Annotated in this window: 24 protein-coding genes and 5 pseudogenes; 18 read left to right on the top strand and 11 right to left on the bottom strand. The window is 35.2% G+C overall.

What is annotated here, in order from left to right:
- Window positions 1–1,093 precede the first annotated feature (1,093 nt).
- The gene (locus tag AAGD95_RS03645) at window positions 1,094–1,216 is read right to left on the bottom strand and encodes a hypothetical protein (protein ID WP_341818230.1); all 123 of its coding nucleotides are present in this window, start codon (window positions 1,214–1,216) and stop codon (window positions 1,094–1,096) included.
- 15 nt (window positions 1,217–1,231) lie between these two features.
- On the opposite strand from AAGD95_RS03645, the pseudogene AAGD95_RS03640 reads away from it, so the two are divergent.
- Window positions 1,232–2,082 (top strand): annotated as a pseudogene (locus tag AAGD95_RS03640) (IS982 family transposase).
- Window positions 2,083–2,214: 132 nt separating this feature from the next.
- On the opposite strand, the gene AAGD95_RS03635 reads toward AAGD95_RS03640, so the two are convergent.
- Genes AAGD95_RS03635 through AAGD95_RS03625 form a run of 3 tightly spaced genes read right to left on the bottom strand, consistent with a single transcriptional unit; the run spans window position 2,215 to window position 3,749 of the window.
- A complete protein-coding gene (locus AAGD95_RS03635) occupies window positions 2,215–2,691 on the bottom strand; it encodes an RDD family protein (protein WP_341818229.1) in 477 nt (158 codons plus the stop codon).
- Window positions 2,692–2,713: 22 nt separating this feature from the next.
- A complete protein-coding gene (locus AAGD95_RS03630) occupies window positions 2,714–3,178 on the bottom strand; it encodes an RDD family protein (protein WP_341818228.1) in 465 nt (154 codons plus the stop codon).
- A gap of 49 nt (window positions 3,179–3,227) precedes the next feature.
- Window positions 3,228–3,749 (bottom strand): RDD family protein, encoded by a 522-nt coding sequence (locus AAGD95_RS03625; RefSeq protein WP_341818227.1) that lies wholly within the window; start codon window positions 3,747–3,749, stop codon window positions 3,228–3,230.
- Window positions 3,750–3,885: 136 nt separating this feature from the next.
- Here AAGD95_RS03625 and icd point away from each other — a divergent pair, with 136 nt between their 5' ends.
- The 5 genes from icd (at window position 3,886) to metG (ending at window position 9,146) form a co-directional block, all read left to right on the top strand.
- Complete coding sequence (icd, locus tag AAGD95_RS03620; RefSeq protein ID WP_341818226.1) at window positions 3,886–5,304, top strand: isocitrate dehydrogenase; 1,419 nt, start codon at window positions 3,886–3,888, stop codon at window positions 5,302–5,304.
- Between the two features lie 83 nt (window positions 5,305–5,387).
- Window positions 5,388–6,272 carry a DnaJ domain-containing protein gene (locus tag AAGD95_RS03615; RefSeq protein ID WP_341818225.1) on the top strand — a complete coding sequence of 295 codons (885 nt, stop codon included), beginning with the start codon at window positions 5,388–5,390 and terminating at the stop codon, window positions 6,270–6,272.
- A 50-nt stretch (window positions 6,273–6,322) separates the two neighbouring features.
- Window positions 6,323–6,718, top strand: coding sequence for a hypothetical protein (locus AAGD95_RS03610; RefSeq protein ID WP_341818224.1), 396 nt, complete (start codon window positions 6,323–6,325; stop codon window positions 6,716–6,718).
- 39 nt (window positions 6,719–6,757) lie between these two features.
- Window positions 6,758–7,396, top strand: coding sequence for an endonuclease III (nth, locus tag AAGD95_RS03605; RefSeq protein WP_341818223.1), 639 nt, complete (start codon window positions 6,758–6,760; stop codon window positions 7,394–7,396).
- A 202-nt stretch (window positions 7,397–7,598) separates the two neighbouring features.
- Entirely contained in the window at window positions 7,599–9,146 is a 1,548-nt protein-coding gene (gene metG / locus AAGD95_RS03600; protein ID WP_341818222.1) for a methionine--tRNA ligase, read from the top strand.
- 150 nt (window positions 9,147–9,296) lie between these two features.
- On the opposite strand, the gene AAGD95_RS03595 is transcribed toward metG, so the two are convergent.
- On the bottom strand, window positions 9,297–10,148 hold the full coding sequence (locus AAGD95_RS03595; protein ID WP_410542088.1) for an IS982 family transposase: 852 nt from the start codon (window positions 10,146–10,148) through the stop codon (window positions 9,297–9,299).
- Between the two features lie 202 nt (window positions 10,149–10,350).
- On the opposite strand from AAGD95_RS03595, the gene AAGD95_RS03590 reads away from it, so the two are divergent.
- Complete coding sequence (locus tag AAGD95_RS03590) at window positions 10,351–10,482, top strand: hypothetical protein (RefSeq protein ID WP_265015624.1); 132 nt, start codon at window positions 10,351–10,353, stop codon at window positions 10,480–10,482.
- Window positions 10,483–10,690: 208 nt separating this feature from the next.
- On the opposite strand, the gene AAGD95_RS03585 is transcribed toward AAGD95_RS03590, so the two are convergent.
- A complete protein-coding gene (locus AAGD95_RS03585; RefSeq protein ID WP_341818221.1) occupies window positions 10,691–11,107 on the bottom strand; it encodes a hypothetical protein in 417 nt (138 codons plus the stop codon).
- 157 nt (window positions 11,108–11,264) lie between these two features.
- Here AAGD95_RS03585 and gap point away from each other — a divergent pair, with 157 nt between their 5' ends.
- Both gap and tatC read left to right on the top strand, forming a co-directional pair.
- The gene (gap, locus tag AAGD95_RS03580; RefSeq protein WP_341818827.1) at window positions 11,265–12,251 is read left to right on the top strand and encodes a type I glyceraldehyde-3-phosphate dehydrogenase; all 987 of its coding nucleotides are present in this window, start codon (window positions 11,265–11,267) and stop codon (window positions 12,249–12,251) included.
- Window positions 12,248–13,009, top strand: a complete 762-nt coding sequence (tatC, locus tag AAGD95_RS03575; protein ID WP_341818220.1) for a twin-arginine translocase subunit TatC — start codon at window positions 12,248–12,250, stop codon at window positions 13,007–13,009. Before gap ends, tatC begins: the two co-directional genes overlap by 4 nt.
- Window positions 13,010–13,144: 135 nt before the next feature.
- Here tatC and AAGD95_RS03570 read toward each other — a convergent pair whose 3' ends face one another.
- Entirely contained in the window at window positions 13,145–14,029 is an 885-nt protein-coding gene (locus tag AAGD95_RS03570) for an IS982 family transposase (protein ID WP_410542086.1), read from the bottom strand.
- An 814-nt stretch (window positions 14,030–14,843) separates the two neighbouring features.
- Here AAGD95_RS03570 and AAGD95_RS03565 point away from each other — a divergent pair.
- The 3 genes and pseudogenes from AAGD95_RS03565 to AAGD95_RS03555 all read left to right on the top strand — a co-directional run bounded on the left by AAGD95_RS03565 (window position 14,844) and on the right by AAGD95_RS03555 (window position 16,780).
- Complete coding sequence (locus tag AAGD95_RS03565; RefSeq protein ID WP_341818219.1) at window positions 14,844–15,197, top strand: hypothetical protein; 354 nt, start codon at window positions 14,844–14,846, stop codon at window positions 15,195–15,197.
- A gap of 206 nt (window positions 15,198–15,403) precedes the next feature.
- A complete protein-coding gene (locus AAGD95_RS03560) occupies window positions 15,404–15,814 on the top strand; it encodes a helix-turn-helix domain-containing protein (protein WP_341818218.1) in 411 nt (136 codons plus the stop codon).
- 115 nt (window positions 15,815–15,929) lie between these two features.
- Window positions 15,930–16,780 (top strand): annotated as a pseudogene (locus AAGD95_RS03555) (IS982 family transposase).
- Here the strand turns inward: AAGD95_RS03555 and AAGD95_RS03550 are convergent.
- Window positions 16,777–17,223: pseudogene (locus tag AAGD95_RS03550) on the bottom strand (transposase). The pseudogenes AAGD95_RS03555 and AAGD95_RS03550 sit on opposite strands and share 4 nt — an antisense overlap.
- A 15-nt stretch (window positions 17,224–17,238) precedes the next feature.
- Between AAGD95_RS03550 and AAGD95_RS03545 the strand changes: the two are divergent.
- Entirely contained in the window at window positions 17,239–17,376 is a 138-nt protein-coding gene (locus AAGD95_RS03545) for a hypothetical protein (RefSeq protein WP_341818217.1), read from the top strand.
- Window positions 17,377–17,891: 515 nt separating this feature from the next.
- On the opposite strand, the gene purD is transcribed toward AAGD95_RS03545, so the two are convergent.
- Together purD and serS are read right to left on the bottom strand one after the other, a co-directional pair.
- Window positions 17,892–19,211, bottom strand: a complete 1,320-nt coding sequence (purD, locus tag AAGD95_RS03540; RefSeq protein ID WP_341818216.1) for a phosphoribosylamine--glycine ligase — start codon at window positions 19,209–19,211, stop codon at window positions 17,892–17,894.
- Window positions 19,212–19,245: 34 nt separating this feature from the next.
- A complete protein-coding gene (gene serS, locus AAGD95_RS03535) occupies window positions 19,246–20,523 on the bottom strand; it encodes a serine--tRNA ligase (protein WP_341818215.1) in 1,278 nt (425 codons plus the stop codon).
- 146 nt (window positions 20,524–20,669) lie between these two features.
- Here serS and AAGD95_RS03530 point away from each other — a divergent pair, with 146 nt between their 5' ends.
- From AAGD95_RS03530 to dusB, 3 genes are read left to right on the top strand one after another with little or no spacing between them, the layout of a single operon-like run.
- Window positions 20,670–21,353 carry a hypothetical protein gene (locus tag AAGD95_RS03530; RefSeq protein WP_341818214.1) on the top strand — a complete coding sequence of 228 codons (684 nt, stop codon included), beginning with the start codon at window positions 20,670–20,672 and terminating at the stop codon, window positions 21,351–21,353.
- Between the two features lies 1 nt (window position 21,354).
- The gene (locus AAGD95_RS03525) at window positions 21,355–21,990 is read left to right on the top strand and encodes a hypothetical protein (RefSeq protein ID WP_341818213.1); all 636 of its coding nucleotides are present in this window, start codon (window positions 21,355–21,357) and stop codon (window positions 21,988–21,990) included.
- A 28-nt stretch (window positions 21,991–22,018) separates the two neighbouring features.
- The gene (gene dusB / locus AAGD95_RS03520; protein WP_341818212.1) at window positions 22,019–22,990 is read left to right on the top strand and encodes a tRNA dihydrouridine synthase DusB; all 972 of its coding nucleotides are present in this window, start codon (window positions 22,019–22,021) and stop codon (window positions 22,988–22,990) included.
- A gap of 457 nt (window positions 22,991–23,447) precedes the next feature.
- On the opposite strand, the pseudogene AAGD95_RS03515 reads toward dusB, so the two are convergent.
- Window positions 23,448–24,297, bottom strand: a pseudogene (locus AAGD95_RS03515) (IS982 family transposase).
- 15 nt (window positions 24,298–24,312) lie between these two features.
- Between AAGD95_RS03515 and AAGD95_RS03510 the strand changes: the two are divergent.
- Together AAGD95_RS03510 and AAGD95_RS03505 are read left to right on the top strand one after the other, a co-directional pair.
- The gene (locus tag AAGD95_RS03510; protein ID WP_341818211.1) at window positions 24,313–24,477 is read left to right on the top strand and encodes a hypothetical protein; all 165 of its coding nucleotides are present in this window, start codon (window positions 24,313–24,315) and stop codon (window positions 24,475–24,477) included.
- Between the two features lie 276 nt (window positions 24,478–24,753).
- A pseudogene (locus tag AAGD95_RS03505) lies at window positions 24,754–25,603 on the top strand (IS982 family transposase).
- The last annotated feature ends 18 nt before the right edge of the window (window positions 25,604–25,621 follow it).

Here is a 25,621-nt window from a genome sequence, read left to right as displayed (position 1 = left end):
TCTTCTAAATCAATCTTTTCTTTCTCTAATTGTTGCTTAGATTCCTGAGTGCTTTTCAATTGTATTCTCAATTCCTCCATTCCAGCTAATTGATCATTCAATCTGTCTATATCTGATTTCTGCCTTCCTATTTCATGATCTAAATTCCCAACTTTGCCTTCTAATTCTGCATTTTTTTCTTGAGCTTGCTTTAATTCACCTACTAGCTTGCTAATTTCTTCTTCCTTTTCCTGAAATAATACACTAAAAGTACTACCCAGTACAGATTCTGAATTTGTTAGAATATCAATAAATTCTTGTACCTTCTCTTTAAGAACTTCACTTTCCTGAGCAACCAAATTTTGTTCATTAAGAATTACCTTATATCCCTCTTTAATGGTACTTATTAACTGATCATGTGTACTACTTATGCCCTGTGCTCCGAACTTATCCATAAGCTTCTTTAGATCAGCGCCAAGGTGCTCATGTTCTTTTCCAATTTTACCTACCTCCAATAAAATGCTATCTATTTTTTCTACAGTACTATCACTTTCTGACAACACTGTAAAATTCTCTAAATATTCTTCATCTTCTTGAACCTCTCCATTCTCGCTTATTACTTCACTCTGGCTCCCTTTTTCTGCAACTTCAGATTCTAAATCAGCTTCAATATTTTTATCCGTTGTTTCAATGTATTCGGTCTGCATTGTCGTATCTTGAAATGTAGTTTCATCCTTACTTATTACTTCACTTTGACTCCCTTTTTCTGCAATCTCAGGTTCAATTTGAGCACTTTCATCTGTTATTTCAGGATCATCAGTCCGAATTTCATTACTTCCAGTAGCTTTATCGTAATATAGAATATTTTCTGCCCATTTGTTCCATTTCTTTGGTAGTATTCGTCCAATTGTTTTTAAGTACAACCAAGCAAATACAGTAGACCAGCTGTATTTTTTTTTCCTTTCGTTTAACATTAATTTTATAATTAACTGTATTATTAATATTTAGCATAAAATTACCTTATTTTTTAACTTTAATTTACAGAAAATTTTAACAGTAATAAAGTTATATATATTAGTATAAATGTTAAATAAATACTAACGCAGGCGTCAAATTATGGTAAAGTCTTTGCCCGCCTAATACACTTTAAACGCGAATTCTGGATTAAAGGAGAATAGAAAAGGCAAGAAAACAGGGTAAACTCAGCAGTTATAAAAAAACAGATGAGGTTAACCATGGAAGATATAACAAACTGTTTTGTTTGGTCGATGATTTTTGCAGAGATATAGAGAAAAATTTTGCAGGTAAACTACTGCCAAATGGTAAAAAACCCACAAGAACAACGGAAATTGAGCACTCCGAAATCATGACAATAATCCTGCTATATCAACAATCTCCGTGTAAAAATTTCAAAACTTTCTATCTACATTACCTAACGTTGCTCTACAAATCAGAGTTTCCAAAGTTGCCTTCATATACCAGGTTTGTTGCTCTAAAGCCTAGGGTTTTGTGGCATTTAGCAATGTTGTTGCATTGGCTTTGTGGACAGTCAGAAAACACTGGAATTTCATATATAGACACAACTCCCATTGCAGTTTGTCATGCAAAAAGAATATCCAAAACAAAGTTTTTGCTGGAATTGCAAAATTAAGCAAGAGTACTTACGGCTGGTTTTTTGGTTTCAAATTACATATGGTAATCAATGAAAATGGTGAAATTCATTCACTTACGCTAACAAAAGGCAATGTTGATGATAGGATACCTGTGCCAAATCTGACGGAAAAATTAACCGGCCTTTTGTTTGGTGACAAAGGTTATATTGCAAAAGAGCTTTTTCAGAAGCTGTTTGACCGAGGTTTGAAACTTGTTACCAAGGTGAAAAAAGGTATGAAAAATGCATTGATTTCGCTAAATGAGAAGATTTTACTGAGAAAAAGGTCTATCATTGAGACTGTTTTTGGTTACCTAAAAAATAGACTAGAAATTGAACACACTCGCCATAGATCCCCTGTTAATTTTTTGGTTCATATCTTTTCTACTCTCATTTCCTATTCCATCAAATCCAAAAAGCCTTCTATTTCCTATACTTTCTTCCTTCCTTAATCCAGAATTCGCGTTATAAGGGGGCTGGCAAAATATGTCAAGTAACTTTTTGTAGCTTTCATGGTTTTTGGATTCTAACTAACGTCATGTGCTGGAATGACACCCTTGGAGGCAGACAGCTAAAGGAAAATATCAACTAGGTTTATAATCTATCACTACCGTGTTTGCAATTTTGTCGTGAAAAGCTTGTTTATGTTCATCACCTACTGCACATACTAAAACTAAGATTAGTATAGCTAAAAGTAAAATAGGATTACAAAGTGATATACAGTAAATTATGAAAAGAGCTATAGTCCTTTTCATTGCTTGCATTGTAGTGATTGGCTCAAGTGTATCTTTGTCTTTTACACGCATGCTAAATAACAAATGTCCTGGAGTGCCGCCAAATTTTACTAGCATGAATATATGAAATATACATGGTATCATTAAAAATAAAGAAAATACAATCGTGGTGATTACAATTATTGCACCCATGATCCCTTGTATTGCGTGTGTAAGTGAGAAACCCACCGCCATTAAACCAAATGGTATTGCGATAAATAAAATACAATCAACTACAAATGCTAGAACACGTCTTGTCATCGTTGAGTAGTTTACTTTTTTATCCATACACTGCCTATAAAGAAAAGTATCAACTAGATTTATAGTCTATCATCACTGTTTTTGCAATTTTGTCATTGAGGAACTGTTTATGCTTATCAAATGCTGCGAACAATATAATTGGGATCGGTAAAATTATGAATAGACTAGAAATATTAAATATTGCATAAAAAATTATAAAATATAACACTCCAAAAGTTCCTGTTCTGATTATTGTTTGTGTTATAGTGATTTTTTCAAGTATATTTTTGTCTTTTATACGCATGCGAAGTAACAATTGTCCCGGAGTTCCGCCAAATTCTATTATCGTAAATGCATAAAATGCTAATGCCAATATAAGTGTTATTGCATTAATAATTGTTGCGTTGTCTAAAATTATTTTAACCGCGTTGGGTGTTAGGGAACGTAAAATAGATCCAATTACAAGCCCAATTAAGAACGTTATTGCATATAGTAAAATATAATCAAATGCAAATGCAAAAATGCGTCTTGTCATCGTTGAGTAGTTTACTTTTTTATCCATGTATTACCTATAAAGAAAAATATCAACTAGGTTTATAGTCTATTACCACTGTTTTTGCAATTTTATCATAAAAGGTCTGTTTACGTTGGTCAAATATTGCAAACAATAAAGCTAAAATTAGTATAATAAAAAAACATGCAGAAACATAATCAGGCAGCGGATAAAACAGAAAATCATGAATAATCCAAATGCCGTCCTTAAAAATGTATCTTATTGTTGCTTGCATTAGGGTAACATTTTTAAATGTATTTGCATCTTTAATACGCATACCACACAACAGCTTTCCTGGAGTGCCGCCGAGTCTTGTTGTCATTAGTATTTTTAATGTTATATATGGCACCCATATTATGGCTGTTACAAAAAATTCTTCTAATAATGTTACTGTTTCTGGTTGTTTTAATGCTTGAAGAAAATCATCTTTACTTAAAGATATAAGCACAACAATAAGTAAGGGGAAGAAAAATATGATTCGGTCAAGTACTTCTGCTACAATACGCCTTGTAAATCCTACGTAATTTACTTTAACATTTATTTCAGTATCCATAACCCACTTATATTTTACTGACTAATATAAAAGTATTTTATTACATAACCGTAAATATACTAATTTGGATAATACAAGCTGCTTGTGCCACTCTATTATTTGAATTAACATTAAATCATTTGTAGCTAGGAAAGTTATGTCAACACCAATCACAGTTGCATATGGTGACGGTATCGGGCCAGAAATTATGGAAGCGGTGCTGTCGATATTGCGCAAAGCGGAAGCAAAAATCTCAATGGATATTATTGAAATAGGGGAGCGTGTTTATAATAAAGAATGGTCTCACGGAATTTCTCCAAGTGGTTGGGAATCAATTGAAAGGACAAAAATATTATTAAAATCTCCGACAACAACTCCTCAAGGTAAAGGCCACAAAAGCTTAAATGTAGCACTCAGAAAGAACCTAGGGTTGTATGCAAATATCAGACCATGCATTTCATATCATCCTGTGATAGAAAATAAATTCGGTAAGTTTGATATCGTAGTGATACGCGAAAATGAAGAGGACGTTTACACCGGAATAGAGCATAGGCTCACTGGTGACTCTTACCAATGCACTAAAATTATTACTAGGTCTGGCTCAGAGAAGATATGCAGGTACGCTTTTGAATACGCGAAAAAACACAACAGAAAAAAAGTAACTTGCCTGACTAAAGATAACATAATGAAAATGACTGACGGCACTTTCCATGCTGCGTTTGATCGCATTGCAAAGGAATACCAGGACATAAAGGCAGAACATTATATAGTTGATATTGGAATGGCACGTGTTGCAACAGAACCCGAGAATTTCGATGTTATAGTAACCGAGAACTTGTATGGCGACATATTATCAGATATAGTGGCACAAACCTCTGGATCTGTGGGGCTTGCCGGAAGTAGCAACATCGGAAATGAATACGCAATGTTTGAGGCAGTGCACGGTTCTGCCCCTGATATTGCAGGAAAAAACATAGCCAATCCTTCTGGTCTTTTAAATGCTGCAGTGCATATGCTAATTTACATAGGTCAAGTGGGTACTGCAAAACTAATCTACGATGCATGGCTCAAGACTTTGGAGGATGGAATACACACTGCCGATTTATATAAGGAGAAAAGAAGTAAACAGAAAGTTGGTACCAAAGAATTTGCAGAAGCTGTTATAGATAATCTAGGAAAGAAAACTGCTGAGCTTATAATTGGCAGTAGTTCGGATAGTAAAATAAATAAAGTACAAGATAATTACGAACAAGATTACAAAGTTAAAAAGCTAGTGGGTAGTGATATAACTCTCGCTTGGGACAAATCCAGTAATGTTGATCAAATAGTAGGATTATTTGAATCAAGTAATCTGCAAATGATAGCAATATACTCAAAAGGACTTGCGATTTGGCCAGGAAACTCAAAACCTTCAAGTGATCAAATAACCTGTAGGTTTATCGCAAATAATGAAAAGCAAGCTATTACAAATAGTGATGTGAATAACTTGCTAATCAAACTTGAAGAACACAATTTTGATGTTGTAAGGATGGATAAATTGTATTTATATGATGGGAAAGAGGGGTTTTTCTCTTAATGATCGTTTAACATTCTTATGATTGCATAAAACATTTAAATAGATTATACTAGAGATATAATTTATTTATGTGAGATGTAGTAATGGGTCAACATTTCAAGTTAACTGGTCAGGAGTTTTGTGATAATGCTGATCTGTTCAACGTATTGGAAATAGAAGCTAAGCAAGTTATAGGTAAGGATCATCAAGAGCTTAGTAGCGTTTTAAAAAAACAATATAGAAAATTGATTCTTGTACACCACCCTGATAAAGGTGGAAATGAAGAAAGATTTAAAAATCTTGACAAAGCTTATGAAGAATTAAATGCATATATTGAACCTTTAAAGTCAGGGGACCCTTGTGTTAAAATTAGCGTTGATGCTGAAAGCGACGGGCGTTTAACAGCACGTGAATTCCATTATAGGAAAAAGTTATTTGATACACTGAAAATTAGTGAAGAAGAAGCTGTAGGAAAGAATTTTGTGGAGCTCTATTCTATACTTAGAAAAAAAAGCAGCTCACTAGAGGAGGACTTGAAACACAAAGATAAATTAATTCGTGATATAAATAGTTGGACAGGATATGGCTCACTTTTCGATGATAAAGTAAAAAAGCTGGGAAATGAGCTTGATGAGCACTTAATGAAGCCTAACATGCAACTATTTAATTATATCTTTCCTTTAAGAGATCATGAAAGTCTAATAAGGGAAGACCAACAAGCACTAATGCAAAAGTTTATAGAGCGTAGAGACGATTTGCTATCTAGTACTTTAAAGAAAAAAGTAAATACTTTACTTTTTTTAGCTTTTGCTGAAGCAATTTATTGCTATTGTTTCTTGCCTACTTGGTTAATTGCCAGTGATACCTTGATGTGTTTATGCTTGCCACTAGTAGCATTAAATCTTATTATGACAGAGATTTTATCTGCTTTAACACAACATTACGAAAAAAATACAAAAACTCTGAAATTTCTACTGATCAATATGTAAATAGAATAAATTGTATTTACTTATGCTATAAGCTTTTTGTTTTTTACCCTTTGCCTGTCTTTTTTACTTCTTTAATGATAGAGGGTTTTATCTCTGGCAGTTTTTATGTTGACATAACAATATTTGGTACTTTATCATTGTTAGCACTGCTAGCTACTGAGATATTTAGTCCTACATTTTCAAAAGGCTGTGAAATATACACTGAAAAACACATGAAAGATTTACTTGAGGAAGATCCGAGAGATAGAGTGCAAAAGGAAACTGATCTGTTAGGACGGTATGATCCACGAAGGCTATTAATGCCAATAATTATGCCTCTTGTTAGAAAGTGTTTTACAGAGGTAGCAAGCGAATTTGCTGAGAGAAATCTGGATGAAGTGAACACTAATATGTCTGATGTTAACACTGAACAGCCACCTAGACCTCAAGCGGTTGAATTTGCATAGTAGAATATTACGGTATAGTATAAACTTTTAGCTCTATGCATGGACTCAAAAAAAGTAGAACTAATATTTGAAAAGTTTCAACAATCAAATCCTGCACCAAAAATAGAGCTAAATTATACCAATCATTTTACGTTACTGGTTGCGATAGTTTTATCAGCGCGGACAACTGATGTAAGCGTTAATAAAATTACAAGAGAACTATTTAATATCGCTGATACGCCAGAAAAAATGCTGAGCTTTGGGCAGAGTGAGCTGAAAAAATGCATAAGCAGTATTGGTTTATATAATTCCAAAGCAAAAAATATAATCGGCCTTAGTGAAATATTGGTAGAACGATACGACAGCAAAGTGCCTACTGATTTCGATGATTTGGTGTCTTTGCCGGGAGTGGGGAGAAAGAGCGCTAATGTGTTCTTAAATTCGGGGCTTGGCATTCCAACATTGGCAGTTGATACTCACGTTTTTAGAGTGAGCAATAGAATCGGGCTTGTGAAAGAAAAAGATGTGTTTAAAACAGAACAATCTCTTTTAAATGTGGTTCCCAAAAAATACCTGCTTTATGCTCATCACTGGCTAGTTTTGCATGGTAGATATGTTTGCAAAGCACAGAAACCTTTGTGTGAAACGTGTATAATTCATGATTTATGTGAATTTGAGTGCAAAAGGTATAAGGTCTAGTATTTCTTCTTTTGTCATCTAAGTAGCTCATAGAAATGCAAAAATTCCTTGACACGGATGGAAATCAGTGTCAGCTACTTTCATGACACCATCTGCTGTGCGGATTGCTTTCTAAAACAAACGTTTGTATAGTTATACATAGTGTACTACATATTAATTTTTATTATTAGCACAGATACGATAAAGCTTTAAGCACTAGATAATGAAGCAATTCGAGAACTTTTACATCACCACGCCAGTATATTATATAAACGATAAGCCGCATATCGGTCATGCATACACTTCTCTCTTGTGTGACGTGGTGGCAAGGTTCATGAAACTAGCTGGGAAAAATGTCAAATTTACCACCGGTACAGATGAACATGGACAAAAAATAGAAAAAGCAGCTAAAGCAAAGGAAATGCAGCCAAAAGAATTTACAGATGAAGTGAGCGTTTCATTTAAAGAATTGGCTAAGTTCATGAATTTTGAGTATGACGATTTTATTCGCACTACGGAGGAACGTCACAAAAAAGCAGTTATAGCTTTATGGAATAGACTTGAAGAGAGAGGGCAAATATATTTGAATTCCTATTCGGGTTGGTATTCAGTTCGTGATGAAGCATTTTATCAGGAATCAGAGCTGATAGATGGCAAAGCACCAACAGGCGCAGAAGTTCAGTGGATAAAAGAAGAGAGCTACTTTTTTCGCTTGTCAAACTGGCAAGACAAATTACTGGAACTCTATAAAAATCAACCAAATTTTATCTTTCCTGAGAGCAGAAAAAATGAAGTGATATCGTTTGTAAGATCAGGGCTCATTGACCTCTCAATCTCTCGCACTAGTTTTAACTGGGGAATAAAAGTACCAGGTAATGACAAACACGTAATCTATGTCTGGATAGATGCATTAACCAATTATCTTACATCAATAGGTTTCCCTAGCACAGAAGATGAAGGATATAAGAAGTTTTGGGCAAGTGACAGCTCTTCCAACGTTCATGTAATCGGCAAAGACATATTACGCTTTCACGCTGTATATTGGCCAGCAATTCTCCTTGCAGCAGGCCTGCCACTGCCAAAACAAATTGCAGTTCATGGTTGGTGGTTGAACGAGGGAGAAAAAATATCCAAGTCCCTTGGTAATGTCATAGATCCAATCGGCCTCGCTCAAGAGTTTGGTGTTGATCAACTACGCTATTTTCTCCTCAGGGAAGCAAGTTTTGGCCAGGATGGCAACTTTAGTAAGAAAAACATGATCAGCCGAATAAACTCAGAACTGGCAAACAACATAGGCAATTTAGTACAAAGAACAATTTCATTTTTACACAAGCAATGTTCTGGAATTGTACCGACAATCGATCAAAGCCTACTTAAAGGTGAAGAAAGTCTTCCAGGTTGCAAAGCTATACTCGATCAGGTGATGAATCACCTATCAAAGTATGAGTTTAACCAGATTATACTTCTAATTATCAACATCTCTTCTGAAGCCAATGCTTATATAGACAAAAGTGCACCCTGGATATTAAGCAAAACCGATAGAGTGCGTATGAACTTAGTAATCTACAAACTACTGGAATATATCAGGATAACTGGCATTTTATTGCAGCCAATCGTTCCCAAGTCAGCGGAAATGATACTCGATCAATTGCAAATCCCGAAAGAGCAACGTGATTTAAAATCTTTGTGCGACGCGTGCGTAAGTTCAGGCATAACATTGCCTAAACCTACGCCGTTCTTTTCGAAGTTTGATGTTAAAGTGGAGAAATAGTTTTTACACTATTTCTCCTGGATAAAATTAACTTGCAGCAACTACAATAGAAGTCACTGGTGGAAAGCTTAAAGTAGTGTCAAACAAATTTGTTGTAGGATTTGCTTCAGTTTTGCTTGCTGTGTTGTTACTATAAACGCGAATTCTGGATTAAGGAAGGAAGAAAGTATAGGAAATAGAAGGCTTTTTGGATTTGATGGAATAGGAAATGAGAGTAGAAAAGATATGAACCAAAAAATTAACAGGGGATCTATGGCGAGTGTGTTCAATTTCTAGTCTATTTTTTAGGTAACCAAAAACAGTCTCAATGATAGACCTTTTTCTCAGTAAAATCTTCTCATTTAGCGAAATCAATGCATTTTTCATACCTTTTTTCACCTTGGTAACAAGTTTCAAACCTCGGTCAAACAGCTTCTGAAAAAGCTCTTTTGCAATATAACCTTTGTCACCAAACAAAAGGCCGGTTAATTTTTCCGTCAGATTTGGCACAGGTATCCTATCATCAACATTGCCTTTTGTTAGCGTAAGTGAATGAATTTCACCATTTTCATTGATTACCATATGTAATTTGAAACCAAAAAACCAGCCGTAAGTACTCTTGCTTAATTTTGCAATTCCAGCAAAAACTTTGTTTTTGGATATTCTTTTTGCATGACAAACTGCAATGGGAGTTGTGTCTATATATGAAATTCCAGTGTTTTCTGACTGTCCACAAAGCCAATGCAACAACATTGCTAAATGCCACAAAACCCTAGGCTTTAGAGCAACAAACCTGGTATATGAAGGCAACTTTGGAAACTCTGATTTGTAGAGCAACGTTAGGTAATGTAGATAGAAAGTTTTGAAATTTTTACACGGAGATTGTTGATATAGCAGGATTATTGTCATGATTTCGGAGTGCTCAATTTCCGTTGTTCTTGTGGGTTTTTTACCATTTGGCAGTAGTTTACCTGCAAAATTTTTCTCTATATCTCTGCAAAAATCATCGACCAAACAAAACAGTTTGTTATATCTTCCATGGTTAACCTCATCTGTTTTTTTATAACTGCTGAGTTTACCCTGTTTTCTTGCCTTTTCTATTCTCCTTTAATCCAGAATTCGCGTTCTTAGGTTAATAAAATTATATGGACAAGATGGTGTAAAAGAGTGGAAAAAGAAAGCAATTTATGGAAAGAGATCTTACATAGAAGGATTTTTCTCAAGGTTGAAGCAAGTATTTGGATTTAGCTTTAGGAATAAATCTGAAGTAAATCGTGAAAAAGAATTACTAATTAAGTGCTATTTGCTCAACAAATTCACTGATATTGGTATGGCTAAATTTGAAATCATTACATAAATTTGTCGTAAACCATCACTGCTTAAGGTCCTATGCAACAAAGCTATCCCAGTGTCAAGCATTGGGATGACATCGTGCAGCTGCACAATGCACTGCAATGTCAAATCTATTATATGCAGTTCTCTAAAAAGGGGAAGTATTTTTTTAAAGTAACAAAATAGCAAGGTTTTATGACTTGCTATTTTGTATACAGAAGGGTAGGGGAGAGCTATCTGTTCTGTCCTTGCATATTTGGTTGTTCAGTTGCAATATCTTCCAAATTTGTAGAGACAGGAGCAAGCGCCCTTCTCACCAAAGCCGTTGACAATGCAGCACCAATTCCTGCTCCGGCTGCAGCTATCAGACCAGATCTTAATTCTTCTAAGTCTAACAAAGATCTGTTATTTAACCTTACACCATCGTGACTATCACAAAAGATAATGCAGTCTAAAATTATCATTCTCAGATTATTATTCACTTCTATATCATCATTAATATGATCTCTTAATTCATCGATAATCTTTAATGCTCGATCTTGCATATCTCTTACTTCTTCTTCACTAGCTTGTGCAACTATGAGAAAAATTATTCCAAGCAAATCTTGTTGTAAGTTTTTTAATTTTTTTAAATCCATGATAATTATCATTAATATTTAAATATTTTAGTGAAATAATATAGTACTATAGTTATCCAATCAAGATAAATAATTAATATATTAAGGAATAAAATGCCAATTAGCAGTCAAAAGAATAGAATGAAATATCAAGCGATATCCTCTATAATTAAATTTTTTGAATGAAGAGATGATGATTCGTGTAGGAATTAATGGTCTGGGTAGAATAGGAAGAAGTGTTCTGCTTGCTATCCATGAAGTGGAAAAATATAGCAAGCAGATAGAAGTTGTAGCAGTGAACGGATCGCTCGGTGCTGAGCAGCATGCACATTTGATTAAATATGATTCTGTTCATGGCAAATTCAGTGGTGATATTGATTTTAATGAGTCTCAAAATTGGCTATCTATAAATGGCAGAAAATTTTCTTTATATAGAGAACGGAGCCCTGAAAATATTCCTTGGAATGTTGATGTAATACTTGAATGTACTGGTGCATTTAACAAGCGTGAAGAAGCAATAAGGCACAATGCAGAGAAAGTAATTGTCTCTGCTCCAGTTCCGGATGCTGATGTCACTATAGTTTACGGTGTGAATAACGATATGCTCGAAAAAGAGCATAAAGTGATATCAGCAGGTTCTTGCACTACAAATTGCCTGGCTCCGATTGTGCAGGTTCTACACTCCAATCTAGGTATAAAAAGCGGTTTTATGACTACTATACATGCCTACACGAATGATCAAAATGTTCTTGATGGTAATCATAAAGATTTGCGCAGGGCAAGGGCTTGCGGACTATCTATGGTGCCAACTACAACCGGGGCAGCAAAAACAATTGGTTCTATAATTCCTGAATTAAAGGGAAAGCTAGATGGCACTGCCGTCAGAGTTCCGGTTAGCAATGTTTCTATGGTTGATTTTAAATTTACGACTGATAAGAAAGCGACCGTTAAAGAAATAAATGAAATGTTTAAGGATGCAGCAAGCAATGTGCTTTCTGTATGTGCGGAACCTTTAGTTTCAATAGACTTTGTGCATAACCCTTATAGTGCAATTGTGGATTCAACTGGTACATATGTTACAGGCAACATCTGTAGAGTTGCAGCGTGGTATGACAATGAGTGGGCTTTTTCGCTGAGAATGTTAGACATAGCATTATTGAGCCATAGTAAAGTATGAATGAAAACTCGAACAAATATGCCTCTTTTTATGAGCACTTTGCGGAACTCAGAAAAAGAGTTATCTTTTGCTTTCTATTTTTTTGCGTTGCTTTTGGTTTTTGTTACTACTTTAAGGAAAATATATACCGTTTTTTACTTGCACCTTTAATAGAAGCAACAAAAGGTAGCGAAGGTTTTTCTTTAATTTACACAGACTTAACAGAGGCATTTTTTGTATATCTTAGGGTTGCTGTAATGAGTGCACTTTTGCTCTCTTTTCCTGTGTTTGCATGGCAATTCTATATGTTCTTAGCACCTGGGTTATATAAAAGTGAAAGGGCAGTGTTGCTGCCATACTTAATTGCAACACCGGTTTTATTTGTAACGGGAGCTACTGTAGTCTATTACTATATATTTCCTTTAGCCTGGAAGTTTTTTATCAACTTCGAACACAGTGGTAAATCCTTCGATATACCGATAGAGTTTATGCCATCAGTTAGCGAATATTTAGACCTTGTTCTCCAATTTATGTTTGCATTTGGCACTGCATTTCAAATTCCAGTCATACTCACATTAATGGTGAGAGTTGGGCTACTGACTGCACAAAGTTTGTCAAATAAACGTAGAATCGCAATAGTGGTAATTTTTATTATTGCTGCAATCTTAACTCCACCTGATGTATTAAGCCAAGTAGGGCTTGCAATACCAATGCTGATTCTATATGAATTGTCCATTCTGATATGTAGGTATATTGAAAAAAAGAAGACAAAGGATTAGATATAGCTAATTAAAGTTATATGGACGGAGTATTTAAAATACAAGGAGAAAAATGGAAATAGAAGATGAAAAAAGCACAAAAAATCTTATTCGTGAGGCAATCAATGAAGATCACCCTCTAACGCGAATTCTGGATTAAGGAAGGAAGAAAGTATAGGAAATAGAAGGCTTTTTGGATTTGATGGAATAGGAAATGAGAGTAGAAAAGATATGAACCAAAAAATTAACAGGGGATCTATGGCGAGTGTGTTCAATTTCTAGTCTATTTTTTAGGTAACCAAAAACAGTCTCAATGATAGACCTTTTTCTCAGTAAAATCTTCTCATTTAGCGAAATCAATGCATTTTTCATACCTTTTTTCACCTTGGTAACAAGTTTCAAACCTCGGTCAAACAGCTTCTGAAAAAGCTCTTTTGCAATATAACCTTTGTCACCAAACAAAAGGCCGGTTAATTTTTCCGTCAGATTTGGCACAGGTATCCTATCATCAACATTGCCTTTTGTTAGCGTAAGTGAATGAATTTCACCATTTTCATTGATTACCATATGTAATTTGAAACCAAAAAACCAGCCGTAAGTACTCTTGCTTAATTTTGCAATTCCAGCAAAAACTTTGTTTTTGGATATTCTTTTTGCATGACAAACTGCAATGGGAGTTGTGTCTATATATGAAATTCCAGTGTTTTCTGACTGTCCACAAAGCCAATGCAACAACATTGCTAAATGCCACAAAACCCTAGGCTTTAGAGCAACAAACCTGGTATATGAAGGCAACTTTGGAAACTCTGATTTGTAGAGCAACGTTAGGTAATGTAGATAGAAAGTTTTGAAATTTTTACACGGAGATTGTTGATATAGCAGGATTATTGTCATGATTTCGGAGTGCTCAATTTCCGTTGTTCTTGTGGGTTTTTTACCATTTGGCAGTAGTTTACCTGCAAAATTTTTCTCTATATCTCTGCAAAAATCATCGACCAAACAAAACAGTTTGTTATATCTTCCATGGTTAACCTCATCTATTAATCCAGAATTCGCGTTTTTAGTAGAGCATCGTTACTAAGCAGCTGTCAAAAATTTGAATGCATAACTTCAAGACGTAACACTGCTGATACGCCATTTTTAGTCATTGGTCATAGAATTAGTATTCATGACATATTTGGCTATTTAGAGAAGAAATCAGAGCGGCAGTTTGAAAAGATTATAATACCTGCAGTACTTGAAGATGGGACAAGTATTGATGAAGATAGATTGCCGATACAGGAATTGAAAATTAAGGAAAAAGCTGAGCCTTATGTTTATCAGTCACAATATATGCAGGACCCGCAAGAACCAAAATGGCGAATATTTAATGAAAAATACTTTAAGAAGATTGATTTTGCTTATAAGACAATTGGCGATAAAGATCTGGTAGCATTTGAACCAAAACGGTGTGGAGTATGGGTGGCTTTGTTGCATCGCTAGCTATGATGGATTAAAGATAAAAAAGATAGAGAATATCAGCAGCTTATTATTCTGGTATTTATAACAAGAACGGTCAGTGAATACCTAAATTTGAGTAAAAGAAATTTCACTACCACTCACTAATCCGGCTAAAATTCAAGAATTTCAATGCTTTAGCTATTTTCAATAGAATTAAATTTATTAATACAAATAACAAATTACTATTCTTAAATTTGATCAGATTGATTGCAAAAAAACAAGATTTTCAATAGGTTGCTTATAATCCTAACTATGTTAGCCTTTCATAGGTAGCGATGCAACAAAGCCAGTATGGGTAGACTTACTAGCAGCAAAATTAGACCCAGCTACAGTTGAACGGGATATTCATAACTTTTTGAGAAAGTACGAACAGAGATTACATGCCATAGTAGTAGAGGAACATGGTATAGGTTTTAAGGTTATAGCGGATTTACGAACGCTACTGCAAAATACATTGATTTTAGGCTCAAGAAGGAAGAGATCAAAAATGGAAGTATTTCAGTCTTGTAGCCAATTTGTGAAGCAGGGACATATATTTCTTGAAAGAGAATATCGAAATTTTCATTATTTGATATTCAATGAATTTGAAAAGATCCACACTGAAACTAAATACACAGATGATATAGCTGATGTTTTGAGTGAATTTATTATGTGGTTTCCTGAAAAAAACCGTCTTGGAATACCTTGTCCTGAAAGTATAGTTTTATAAATTATAATAAATATGACTTTCAAACACTAAAAAATTACATAATATATATTATGGAAAATAAAATCACATAATATAAGAAGCAAGGTTTTCCTACGTCATACCGCGATTCATTCGCGGTATAGATTCCGCTATAGCTTAATGCATAAAGGTAGAGACAAAGGTGTAGAGATATGGTAGAGTAGAAAAAACCAAAAGAGAGGTAATAGATGGCATCACCATATCAATATGAGCTAAGGGAAAGAGTGATTTCAGCAGTGGAATCTGGAATGGCAGTAGTAAAAGTAAAAGAAATCTTCAAAGTAGGTAGGGCAACTATTTACAGATGGAAAAAAATCAAACAAGATACTGGAGATATAAAATCGAGGACCTGCTATCAAAAAGGTCATAGTCATATAATAAAAGATCAAGAAGAATTCAGGGAATTTCTCGATAAAAATAATGATAAAACTTTACAAGAACTATCGAAGATATGGCGAAAAAAAGTATCTCCAACAACAATACACCGAGCAATAAAAACACTTGGTTACAGCTATAAAAAAAACTTTTTATCATCCGAAAAGGGATACTGGAGCAAGAAAAAAGTTTCAAGAAATAATTGCAGAAATTCCAAGAGATAAGCTTGTATTTATAACGCGAATTCTGGATTAAAGGAGAATAGAAAAGGCAAGAAAACAGGGTAAACTCAGCAGTTATAAAAAAACAGATGAGGTTAACCATGGAAGATATAACAAACTGTTTTGTTTGGTCGATGATTTTTGCAGAGATATAGAGAAAAATTTTGCAGGTAAACTACTGCCAAATGGTAAAAAACCCACAAGAACAACGGAAATTGAGCACTCCGAAATCATGACAATAATCCTGCTATATCAACAATCTCCGTGTAAAAATTTCAAAACTTTCTATCTACATTACCTAACGTTGCTCTACAAATCAGAGTTTCCAAAGTTGCCTTCATATACCAGGTTTGTTGCTCTAAAGCCTAGGGTTTTGTGGCATTTAGCAATGTTGTTGCATTGGCTTTGTGGACAGTCAGAAAACACTGGAATTTCATATATAGACACAACTCCCATTGCAGTTTGTCATGCAAAAAGAATATCCAAAAACAAAGTTTTTGCTGGAATTGCAAAATTAAGCAAGAGTACTTACGGCTGGTTTTTTGGTTTCAAATTACATATGGTAATCAATGAAAATGGTGAAATTCATTCACTTACGCTAACAAAAGGCAATGTTGATGATAGGATACCTGTGCCAAATCTGACGGAAAAATTAACCGGCCTTTTGTTTGGTGACAAAGGTTATATTGCAAAAGAGCTTTTTCAGAAGCTGTTTGACCGAGGTTTGAAACTTGTTACCAAGGTGAAAAAAGGTATGAAAAATGCATTGATTTCGCTAAATGAGAAGATTTTACTGAGAAAAAGGCTATCATTGAGACTGTTTTTGGTTACCTAAAAAATAGACTAGAAATTGAACACACTCGCCATAGATCCCCTGTTAATTTTTTGGTTCATATCTTTTCTACTCTCATTTCCTATTCCATCAAATCCAAAAAGCCTTCTATTTCCTATACTTTCTTCCTTCCTTAATCCAGAATTCGCGTTTCTAGTCTATTTTTTAGGTAACCAAAAACAGTCTCAATGATAGCCTTTTTCTCAGTAAAATCTTCTCATTTAGCGAAATCAATGCATTTTTCATACCTTTTTTCACCTTGGTAACAAGTTTCAAACCTCGGTCAAACAGCTTCTGAAAAAGCTCTTTTGCAATATAACCTTAAAACCCTAGGCTTTAGAGCAACAAACCTGGTATATGAAGGCAACTTTGGAAACTCTGATTTGTAGAGCAACGTTAGGTAATGTAGATAGAAAGTTTTGAAATTTTTACACGGAGATTGTTGATATAGCAGGATTATTGTCATGATTTCGGAGTGCTCAATTTCCGTTGTTCTTGTGGGTTTTTTACCATTTGGCAGTAGTTTACCTGCAAAATTTTTCTCTATATCTCTGCAAAAATCATCGACCAAACAAAACAGTTTGTTATATCTTCCATGGTTAACCTCATCTGTTTTTTTATAACTGCTGAGTTTACCCTGTTTTCTTGCCTTTTCTATTCTCCTTTAATCCAGAATTCGCGTAAGAAAGGTTTCCCGCGATTCATTCGCGGTATCTCAGCCGCTAACAAGTAGCGGGATGACAGCAATTCTACGTCATACCGTCACGGTATCTCATCCGCTAACAAGCAGCGGGATGACGGTTGTCGTTTAGCTATAAATATTAAGAAATTTACCAAACGAAAAAAAGGCAAAAGAAGCCCTGGTCATTGTCTATTTTCAATATTGGCGTTTTTTTATGTTTTAAACGTTTAATAACCGCGACTCAGCTGCTTTTTAATGCAACTAACCTTTAGTCATAAATGTTTAAGAAATTTACTAAGCAGAAAAAAAGGCAAAGAAACCCCGTGGTAATTAGTGTTCACTCTCTAATCCTTCAAATTGGCGTACTATACTGTCTTAAACGCTTTATAAGCGCGTTTCGGCTTGTATAGGTAGAAACCTAAAAGTTTTATAAAGACATAAGGTGCACATAGTGCGAAAAATTAAAAATAAGACGCCAAGTACGTTGTTTTTTTTGCTGTTTAATCTGCACAGATGAAGATAACTGAATACCTTCAGTACCATGATAAGGGCGCTGGTGGAGTTTGTCAAGTAAGTTTTCGTTTCTGTGAGCCACCTGCTAACCGACAGCTAACATTAACACCAATATCATATCTGAAGAAACCCCCTGGCCATTCTAAAAAATTTAATGCTGAGTACACCTTACTTTTGGCTTCCTCTATAGTGCTCCCTTCTGCTACTATATTTAGCACTCTTCCGCCATCTGAAACCCAATTACCACTCTCATCTAATTTAGTACCAGCATGAAACACCAATATACCAGGAATGCTTTCAATTTTATCTAATCCCTTAATTACTTCTCCCTTTTGATAATCACCCGGATAGCCTTTACTTGCAACAACTACACAAATTGTAGATTTGTTATTAAGCTCCACCATTTTGACATTTAACTTTCCTTCTGCAGCTGACAACATCAATTTTAACAAATCGCAATTTGAATCAAATCTAGGTAATATAGATTGCGTTTCTGGATCACCGAATCTAACGTTATACTCGAGAAGTTTTGGGCCATCTCTGCAAATCATTAAACCAGCAAAGAGTACTCCCTTATAAGGCGTACCCATGTTAACCAATGCTTGAGCTGTAGGGTATATTATTTTTTGGATAATTTTTTGCTCCATGTCCTTACTTATAATTGAAGGTGATGAGTACGATCCCATGCCTCCAGTATTTTGGCTTTCATTACTTTCATCAACTCTCTTATAATCTTTTGCACACCCAAGAGTTACTACTTTCAACCCATCAACAAGAGCAAAAAAACTTACTTCTTCTCCAATTAAAAACTCTTCTATGATTATTTCTTCACCTGATTCACCAAATTTTTTCTCCACTAGCATTGAATCTATTGCTGAAAAAGCTTCGTTTTCTGCGCAACATATCATCACGCCTTTCCCTGCCGCAATTCCATTTGCTTTCACTACAAGTGGAAACTTTATTTTATTGCTACGTACAAAATCTTTAGCTAATCCTTCATCAACAAAACACTCGTACTTGGCAGTTGGTATACCATATCGCTTGCATAGTCCCTTGGTGAAAGACTTTGATCCCTCAAGCTTTGCAGTTGCTTGACTCGGAGCAAAAACATTTATTCCCTCTGCAACTAAATCATCAGCAAGCCCATCAATTATTGGTTGTTCTGGACCAATAACAACCAACTCTATATTTTCTCTCTTGCAAAATTGTGTAACATCCACTGAATTTTGAATATTTACATCCACAAGAACTCCCAAATTTTCCATGGCCGGGCGACCAGGAGTTACATATAACTCAGTCAAGATAGGAGATTTTTTTAGAGCCCAAAGTAGAGCGTGCTCACGTCCACCAGAACCTATAACCAGAACCTTCATCTTTATTTCCTCGCTTTTCTATATGTCAAAATTATTATTTGCTTATAACAGTATCATTACTCATGTATTTTTGCAACACGTTTGGTATTATAATCGATCCGTCGGAATTTTGGTAATTCTCCATTATGGCAATAATCGTTCTTCCTATAGCTAAAGCTGAGCCGTTTAAAGTGTGAACATATTTTTTTATCTTTTTATCAGTTTCTGAAGAGTATTTAGCGTTCATCCTTCTTGCTTGAAATGCACCACAATTTGAGCAGCTTGATATTTCTCTATATTTATTTTGCTCAGGTAACCATACCTCTATGTCATAAGTCCTTTGTGCAGCAAAACCCATATCACCACTACACAGTAGCATTACTCTATACGGTAATTCTAGTTTTTTTAATATCTCTTCAACAACACTCGTCATGCGCTCAAGTTCATCGTTTGATTGGTCTTCAGTTGTAATACTCACCAATTCCACTTTACCAAATTGGTGTTGCCTTATCATGCCTCTCGTGTCTCGCCCTGCGCTGCCTGCTTCTTTACGAAAACACTCTGAATACGCAGTAAAGCGAATAGGCAGTTCTTTTTTTTCTATTATTTTATCAGTAACCAAATTTGTCAGAACCACTTCACCTGTGGGAATCAGCCTTAATTCGTCGGTAGTTAGATATGAATCATTAGAAAATTTCGGTAGCTGACCAACATTATACATAGCCTCGTTTTTCACCAAAGTCGGGTGGTACACCTCAGTATAGCCAAATTCATTAACATGCATTTCAAGCATAAAATTTATTAGCGCTCGTCCAAGCTTAGCTAACTGTCCTTTTAATATCGCAAATCTTGATCCGGAAATTCTCGCCGCTTGTTCGAAGTCCATTAAATCTAATTTTTCTCCGAGTTCATAATGAGATTTTGCTGTAAAATCAAACTGTCTTTTTTCTCCATATTTTCTCACCTCTAAATTAGAGTTCTCATCTGCGCCTATTGGCACATCTTGCGCAGAAATATTCGGCAAGTTAGATAAAACATTCACTAACTTATCCTTTTCTGCTTGCTCTTTTAAGCTAATTGCCTCTATCTCATTCGTGATGTTTTTTGATGATTTTATTTGCTCTTCACAAGGGCTCTTGCTCATTTTAAGCTTCTTTATTTCCTCTGTGATTTCATTGCGCTGCCTATTTAAATCTTGCAATTTAGTGGTTAATGACCTTTTCTCGTGATCAATTTCTAATACCTCTTTTGCAGTAAACTCTCTTATCCCCCTGCTTTTCATTGCCTTTTCAAATCCTTTAGGGTTTTTGCGTATATATTCTATATCGTGCATATATTGTGCTATTACTAACATTATTACTGTACTTCAAAAGCTCTTAATATTCAATATTTTCTCATACTACTAAAATTATTATGGTTGATTTTTTTGTTAGAATTTGTTAAAATTTAATTAACTTAGCGTTCATAGGATATAGTATGTTGGGCATCACAGAAAAATATAATCAATTTAAAGAGAGCACTTACTTTGCTGGTGGGAAATTTGTTATCTGCGCTACTTGTGTATGCCTAGCAGCCACATTCGCTGCTGGCTGTTTAGGAGCGGTAATAGGATCCCCTCTATTGACCTTTCCACTTGCTATGCTAATTTCTCATCCTGTAATTTGGATTATAATGGGAGTAGTTCTTACAACAGCATACAAATTAGCGAAGAACTATATTAATGGAAATGGAAAAGGAGCTTCAAAGGGGGAAAAGAGTAAAGAAAAAGATACAGAACTACAAGATTTGCAAGGCAAGACTCCAGAAAAGCAAGCAAGACCAAAAATTCCTGATAGGGATAGTGGTATTGTACCAGGCAGTGAACCCGATTCAAGGAACAGTAGTCGTAGAAGCTCTTTGGATAGTGGTTTGGGTGGTAAAGAGTTTCATGAAAATTTGGACACTCTTGTGCATCAGACAAATAGAAAGAATTACGCTTACTGGTTGCAGCAACATGATATTGCTCATATTGCAAGAATTAAATATAAGTATTCAGAAGGTTTTACGGATGGTGTATTCTTCTGTATTCCTGGTAATCTTGAATCCTTGAGTGAAAGGTTGAGAGAATATAAAAATAAAGCAGAACGAGAGAGTTCGAAAAGGATATTTTACTTCAGTTATTAATTTGGGTGGTAATCATTGGGTAACGCTAGTTGTTGCATACAGCTTAGATAACAAACAATTTAGAGCTTATTATTGTGATTCTTTTAGTGCTGATTTACCAAGTCCTGGTAGTCAACGTAAGAAAATAGAACTTGCAAATGAAATTAAAGAATTGGTTACACCTCTTACTGATCAAGCTAGTGAGTTGAATGCGCAAGGAAAAAAAGAAATGAGTAAAGATGTCAAAGAGACAGCACAAACGTGTCGGAACAAGAAAGATGAATTAGTTAACGTCCCAATAAATACCGATAATATAGTGAGTGCACTGGAAGAAATTTTGAAAATAGGAAAGGATAACATAAGAAGCTCTAAAACTAAGCAGCAAAACGATGGCTGCAATTGTGGCATATTCGCACTAGAAAATGCTCATAAAATTACACAAATGCTCAACGAAGGCAAATCATTTGACGAAATTGACAAAGAGTTATCAGAATATAAATTTGATTTGAATGGGAAAAGAAGAGAGTTTACAAAAGCGCTTATGGAGGATGAAGGGTGGAAAGAGCATTTAAAAAACGGGCTTTTGTGCGATCTTCCACCAGGAACGGACACCTCTCTTACCTCAAGGGTGCAGAATACAGCTCAGGTTGCTATATAGTTTACAATGAAGAATTACCATTAACCTTATGCCCCTGCAAATAGGAAATCTAACGATTGATTCCCCGGTAATCTTAGCTCCAATGTCTGGGGTGACTGATTATCCGTTCAGAAGTATTGTAAAGAAACTTGGTGCAAGTTTGTTAGTCTCAGAAATGATTGCAAGCAGAGCCATGATTATGCAAACTCGCCAGAGTCTGCAAAAAGCAAAAGTCGATGAATTAACTGCTGTGCAGCTTGCTGGGTGTGAGCCAGATGTTATGGCGGAGGCTGCAAAACTAAATGAGGATATGGGTGCAAAAATTATAGACATAAACTTTGGTTGCCCTGTTAAAAAAGTTGTAAACGGTTATGCAGGATCAGCGCTAATGCGTGATGAGAAAAAAGCTGCTGAAATCATTGAAGCTGTGGTCAATGCAGTAAATATACCAGTTACAGTGAAAATGCGCACTGGATGGAATGATGAAAATCGCAATGCTCCACGTTTAGCAAAAATCGCAGAGGACTTAGGGGCAAAAATGATTACTGTGCATGGAAGGACAAGAGCGCAGCTCTATAACGGTCAAGCAGATTGGAAATTCGTTAGAAATGTTAAAGAACAAGTGAAAATTCCAGTTATAGTAAATGGCGATATTAAAAACTTGAGTGATATTCAAAGTGCTCTTAAAGAATCCGGAGCAGACGGAGTGATGATAGGTCGTGGTGCCTACGGTAAACCTTGGCTGATTAATCAAGCAATGCACTTTCTCAGTGGAAGTAAAACTTCTGAGCCAACAGCTTCAGAGAGATTAAGCATCATACTTGAGCATTACGATAATATTCTTGAGTACTATGGAAATGACACGGGGATAAAGATGGCCCGCAAACACATAGGTTGGTACAGTAGCGGGCTTCAATGCTCATCTGAATTTCGTGTGAGAGTAAATAACATGACAGATAGCACAGAAGTGAAAGAAAATATTATTGGCTTTTTTGGTCAAGAGACACACGTATCTGTTTAGGGGCGTGGCTAATGTGCAAATATTGAAGCAAAAGTGGTCAGTGCTTGACACTGGCTTTTTAAGTCATAAAAACCTACTTGACAAACTCCCCCAGCCCTCTTATCATGAAACTGAAGCTATTGTATTTGCTTTCGCCAATCTGCAGATTAAAAGGTAAGGATTACTTAATGTATCGGCGTCTTATGTTCAATTTTTTGCAGTATATAGATACTGTATGTCTTTACAAAACTTCATCTACATCTAGATTTTTATCTAAATAAGCTGAACGCGCTTATAAAGCGTTACAAGACATCAAAAAATGCCAATACTCGACAGAGATAGTAAAAGACTAGCTAACTCGGGGATTCTTTGTCTTTTTTTCTGCTTAGTAAATTTCTTAAACATTTGCAGCGTAGGTTAGTTGCAATTAAAAGCAGCTGAATCTCGCTTGTCAAGCGTTTAAAACGCGAATTCTGGATTAAGGAAGGAAGAAAGTATAGGAAATAGAAGGCTTTTTGGATTTGATGGAATAGGAAATGAGAGTAGAAAAGATATGAACCAAAAAATTAACAGGGGATCTATGGCGAGTGTGTTCAATTTCTAGTCTATTTTTTAGGTAACCAAAAACAGTCTCAATGATAGCCTTTTTCTCAGTAAAATCTTCTCATTTAGCGAAATCAATGCATTTTTCATACCTTTTTTCACCTTGGTAACAAGTTTCAAACCTCGGTCAAACAGCTTCTGAAAAAGCTCTTTTGCAATATAACCTTTGTCACCAAACAAAAGGCCGGTTAATTTTTCCGTCAGATTTGGCACAGGTATCCTATCATCAACATTGCCTTTTGTTAGCGTAAGTGAATGAATTTCACCATTTTCATTGATTACCATATGTAATTTGAAACCAAAAAACCAGCCGTAAGTACTCTTGCTTAATTTTGCAATTCCAGCAAAAACTTTGTTTTGGATATTCTTTTTGCATGACAAACTGCAATGGGAGTTGTGTCTATATATGAAATTCCAGTGTTTTCTGACTGTCCACAAAGCCAATGCAACAACATTGCTAAATGCCACAAAACCCTAGGCTTTAGAGCAACAAACCTGGTATATGAAGGCAACTTTGGAAACTCTGATTTGTAGAGCAACGTTAGGTAATGTAGATAGAAAGTTTTGAAATTTTTACACGGAGATTGTTGATATAGCAGGATTATTGTCATGATTTCGGAGTGCTCAATTTCCGTTGTTCTTGTGGGTTTTTTACCATTTGGCAGTAGTTTACCTGCAAAATTTTTCTCTATATCTCTGCAAAAATCATCGACCAAACAAAACAGTTTGTTATATCTTCCATGGTTAACCTCATCTGTTTTTTTATAACTGCTGAGTTTACCCTGTTTTCTTGCCTTTTCTATTCTCCTTTAATCCAGAATTCGCGTTTAAAACATAAAAAACGCCAATATTTTAAAGCGGATAATAACCACGGGGCTTCTTTTGCCTTTTTTTTTATTTGGTAAATTTCTTAATGTTTGTAGCTAACATGAAGCTAAGTACGAACTTTGTTAAACACAACAAATGGTGTCATCCCAGTGTCAGCTACTTGCATGACAGGAGAAAGAGGCTACTGGAATGACAGGAAAAGGGGCTACTTGGATGACAGGAAGAGAAGGCTATTTAGAAGGACCCAAAAAACGCGAATTCTGGATTAAAGGAGAATAGAAAAGGCAAGAAAACAGGGTAAACTCAGCAGTTATAAAAAAACAGATGAGGTTAACCATGGAAGATATAACAAACTGTTTTGTTTGGTCGATGATTTTTGCAGAGATATAGAGAAAAATTTTGCAGGTAAACTACTGCCAAATGGTAAAAAACCCACAAGAACAACGGAAATTGAGCACTCCGAAATCATGACAATAATCCTGCTATATCAACAATCTCCGTGTAAAAATTTCAAAACTTTCTATCTACATTACCTAACGTTGCTCTACAAATCAGAGTTTCCAAAGTTGCCTTCATATACCAGGTTTGTTGCTCTAAAGCCTAGGGTTTTGTGGCATTTAGCAATGTTGTTGCATTGGCTTTGTGGACAGTCAGAAAACACTGGAATTTCATATATAGACACAACTCCCATTGCAGTTTGTCATGCAAAAAGAATATCCAAAACAAAGTTTTTGCTGGAATTGCAAAATTAAGCAAGAGTACTTACGGCTGGTTTTTTGGTTTCAAATTACATATGGTAATCAATGAAAATGGTGAAATTCATTCACTTACGCTAACAAAAGGCAATGTTGATGATAGGATACCTGTGCCAAATCTGACGGAAAAATTAACCGGCCTTTTGTTTGGTGACAAAGGTTATATTGCAAAAGAGCTTTTTCAGAAGCTGTTTGACCGAGGTTTGAAACTTGTTACCAAGGTGAAAAAAGGTATGAAAAATGCATTGATTTCGCTAAATGAGAAGATTTTACTGAGAAAAAGGCTATCATTGAGACTGTTTTTGGTTACCTAAAAAATAGACTAGAAATTGAACACACTCGCCATAGATCCCCTGTTAATTTTTTGGTTCATATCTTTTCTACTCTCATTTCCTATTCCATCAAATCCAAAAAGCCTTCTATTTCCTATACTTTCTTCCTTCCTTAATCCAGAATTCGCGTAAAA

This window comes from Wolbachia endosymbiont (group B) of Ennomos erosarius (assembly GCF_964026905.1).
Classification (GTDB): domain Bacteria; phylum Pseudomonadota; class Alphaproteobacteria; order Rickettsiales; family Anaplasmataceae; genus Wolbachia.
The sequence above is the reverse complement of the archived record's forward strand: the minus strand, read 5'-3'. Positions and strand labels throughout refer to the sequence as shown.

Bases quoted from the DNA above. Each gene is read 5' to 3' on its own strand.
- AAGD95_RS03645 (WP_341818230.1), bottom strand. From the start codon at position 1,216: ATGGTTAACCTCATCTGTTTTTTTATAACTGCTGAGTTTACCCTGTTT.
- AAGD95_RS03635 (WP_341818229.1), bottom strand. From the start codon at position 2,691: ATGGATAAAAAAGTAAACTACTCAACGATGACAAGACGTGTTCTAGCA.
- AAGD95_RS03630 (WP_341818228.1), bottom strand. From the start codon at position 3,178: ATGACAAGACGCATTTTTGCATTTGCATTTGATTATATTTTACTATAT.
- AAGD95_RS03625 (WP_341818227.1), bottom strand. From the start codon at position 3,749: ATGGATACTGAAATAAATGTTAAAGTAAATTACGTAGGATTTACAAGG.
- icd (WP_341818226.1), top strand. From the start codon at position 3,886: ATGTCAACACCAATCACAGTTGCATATGGTGACGGTATCGGGCCAGAA.
- AAGD95_RS03615 (WP_341818225.1), top strand. From the start codon at position 5,388: ATGGGTCAACATTTCAAGTTAACTGGTCAGGAGTTTTGTGATAATGCT.
- nth (WP_341818223.1), top strand. From the start codon at position 6,758: ATGGACTCAAAAAAAGTAGAACTAATATTTGAAAAGTTTCAACAATCA.
- metG (WP_341818222.1), top strand. From the start codon at position 7,599: ATGAAGCAATTCGAGAACTTTTACATCACCACGCCAGTATATTATATA.
- AAGD95_RS03585 (WP_341818221.1), bottom strand. From the start codon at position 11,107: ATGATAATTATCATGGATTTAAAAAAATTAAAAAACTTACAACAAGAT.
- gap (WP_341818827.1), top strand. From the start codon at position 11,265: ATGATGATTCGTGTAGGAATTAATGGTCTGGGTAGAATAGGAAGAAGT.
- tatC (WP_341818220.1), top strand. From the start codon at position 12,248: ATGAATGAAAACTCGAACAAATATGCCTCTTTTTATGAGCACTTTGCG.
- AAGD95_RS03560 (WP_341818218.1), top strand. From the start codon at position 15,404: ATGGCATCACCATATCAATATGAGCTAAGGGAAAGAGTGATTTCAGCA.
- AAGD95_RS03545 (WP_341818217.1), top strand. From the start codon at position 17,239: ATGGTTAACCTCATCTGTTTTTTTATAACTGCTGAGTTTACCCTGTTT.
- purD (WP_341818216.1), bottom strand. From the start codon at position 19,211: ATGAAGGTTCTGGTTATAGGTTCTGGTGGACGTGAGCACGCTCTACTT.
- serS (WP_341818215.1), bottom strand. From the start codon at position 20,523: ATGCACGATATAGAATATATACGCAAAAACCCTAAAGGATTTGAAAAG.
- dusB (WP_341818212.1), top strand. From the start codon at position 22,019: ATGCCCCTGCAAATAGGAAATCTAACGATTGATTCCCCGGTAATCTTA.
- AAGD95_RS03510 (WP_341818211.1), top strand. From the start codon at position 24,313: ATGGTTAACCTCATCTGTTTTTTTATAACTGCTGAGTTTACCCTGTTT.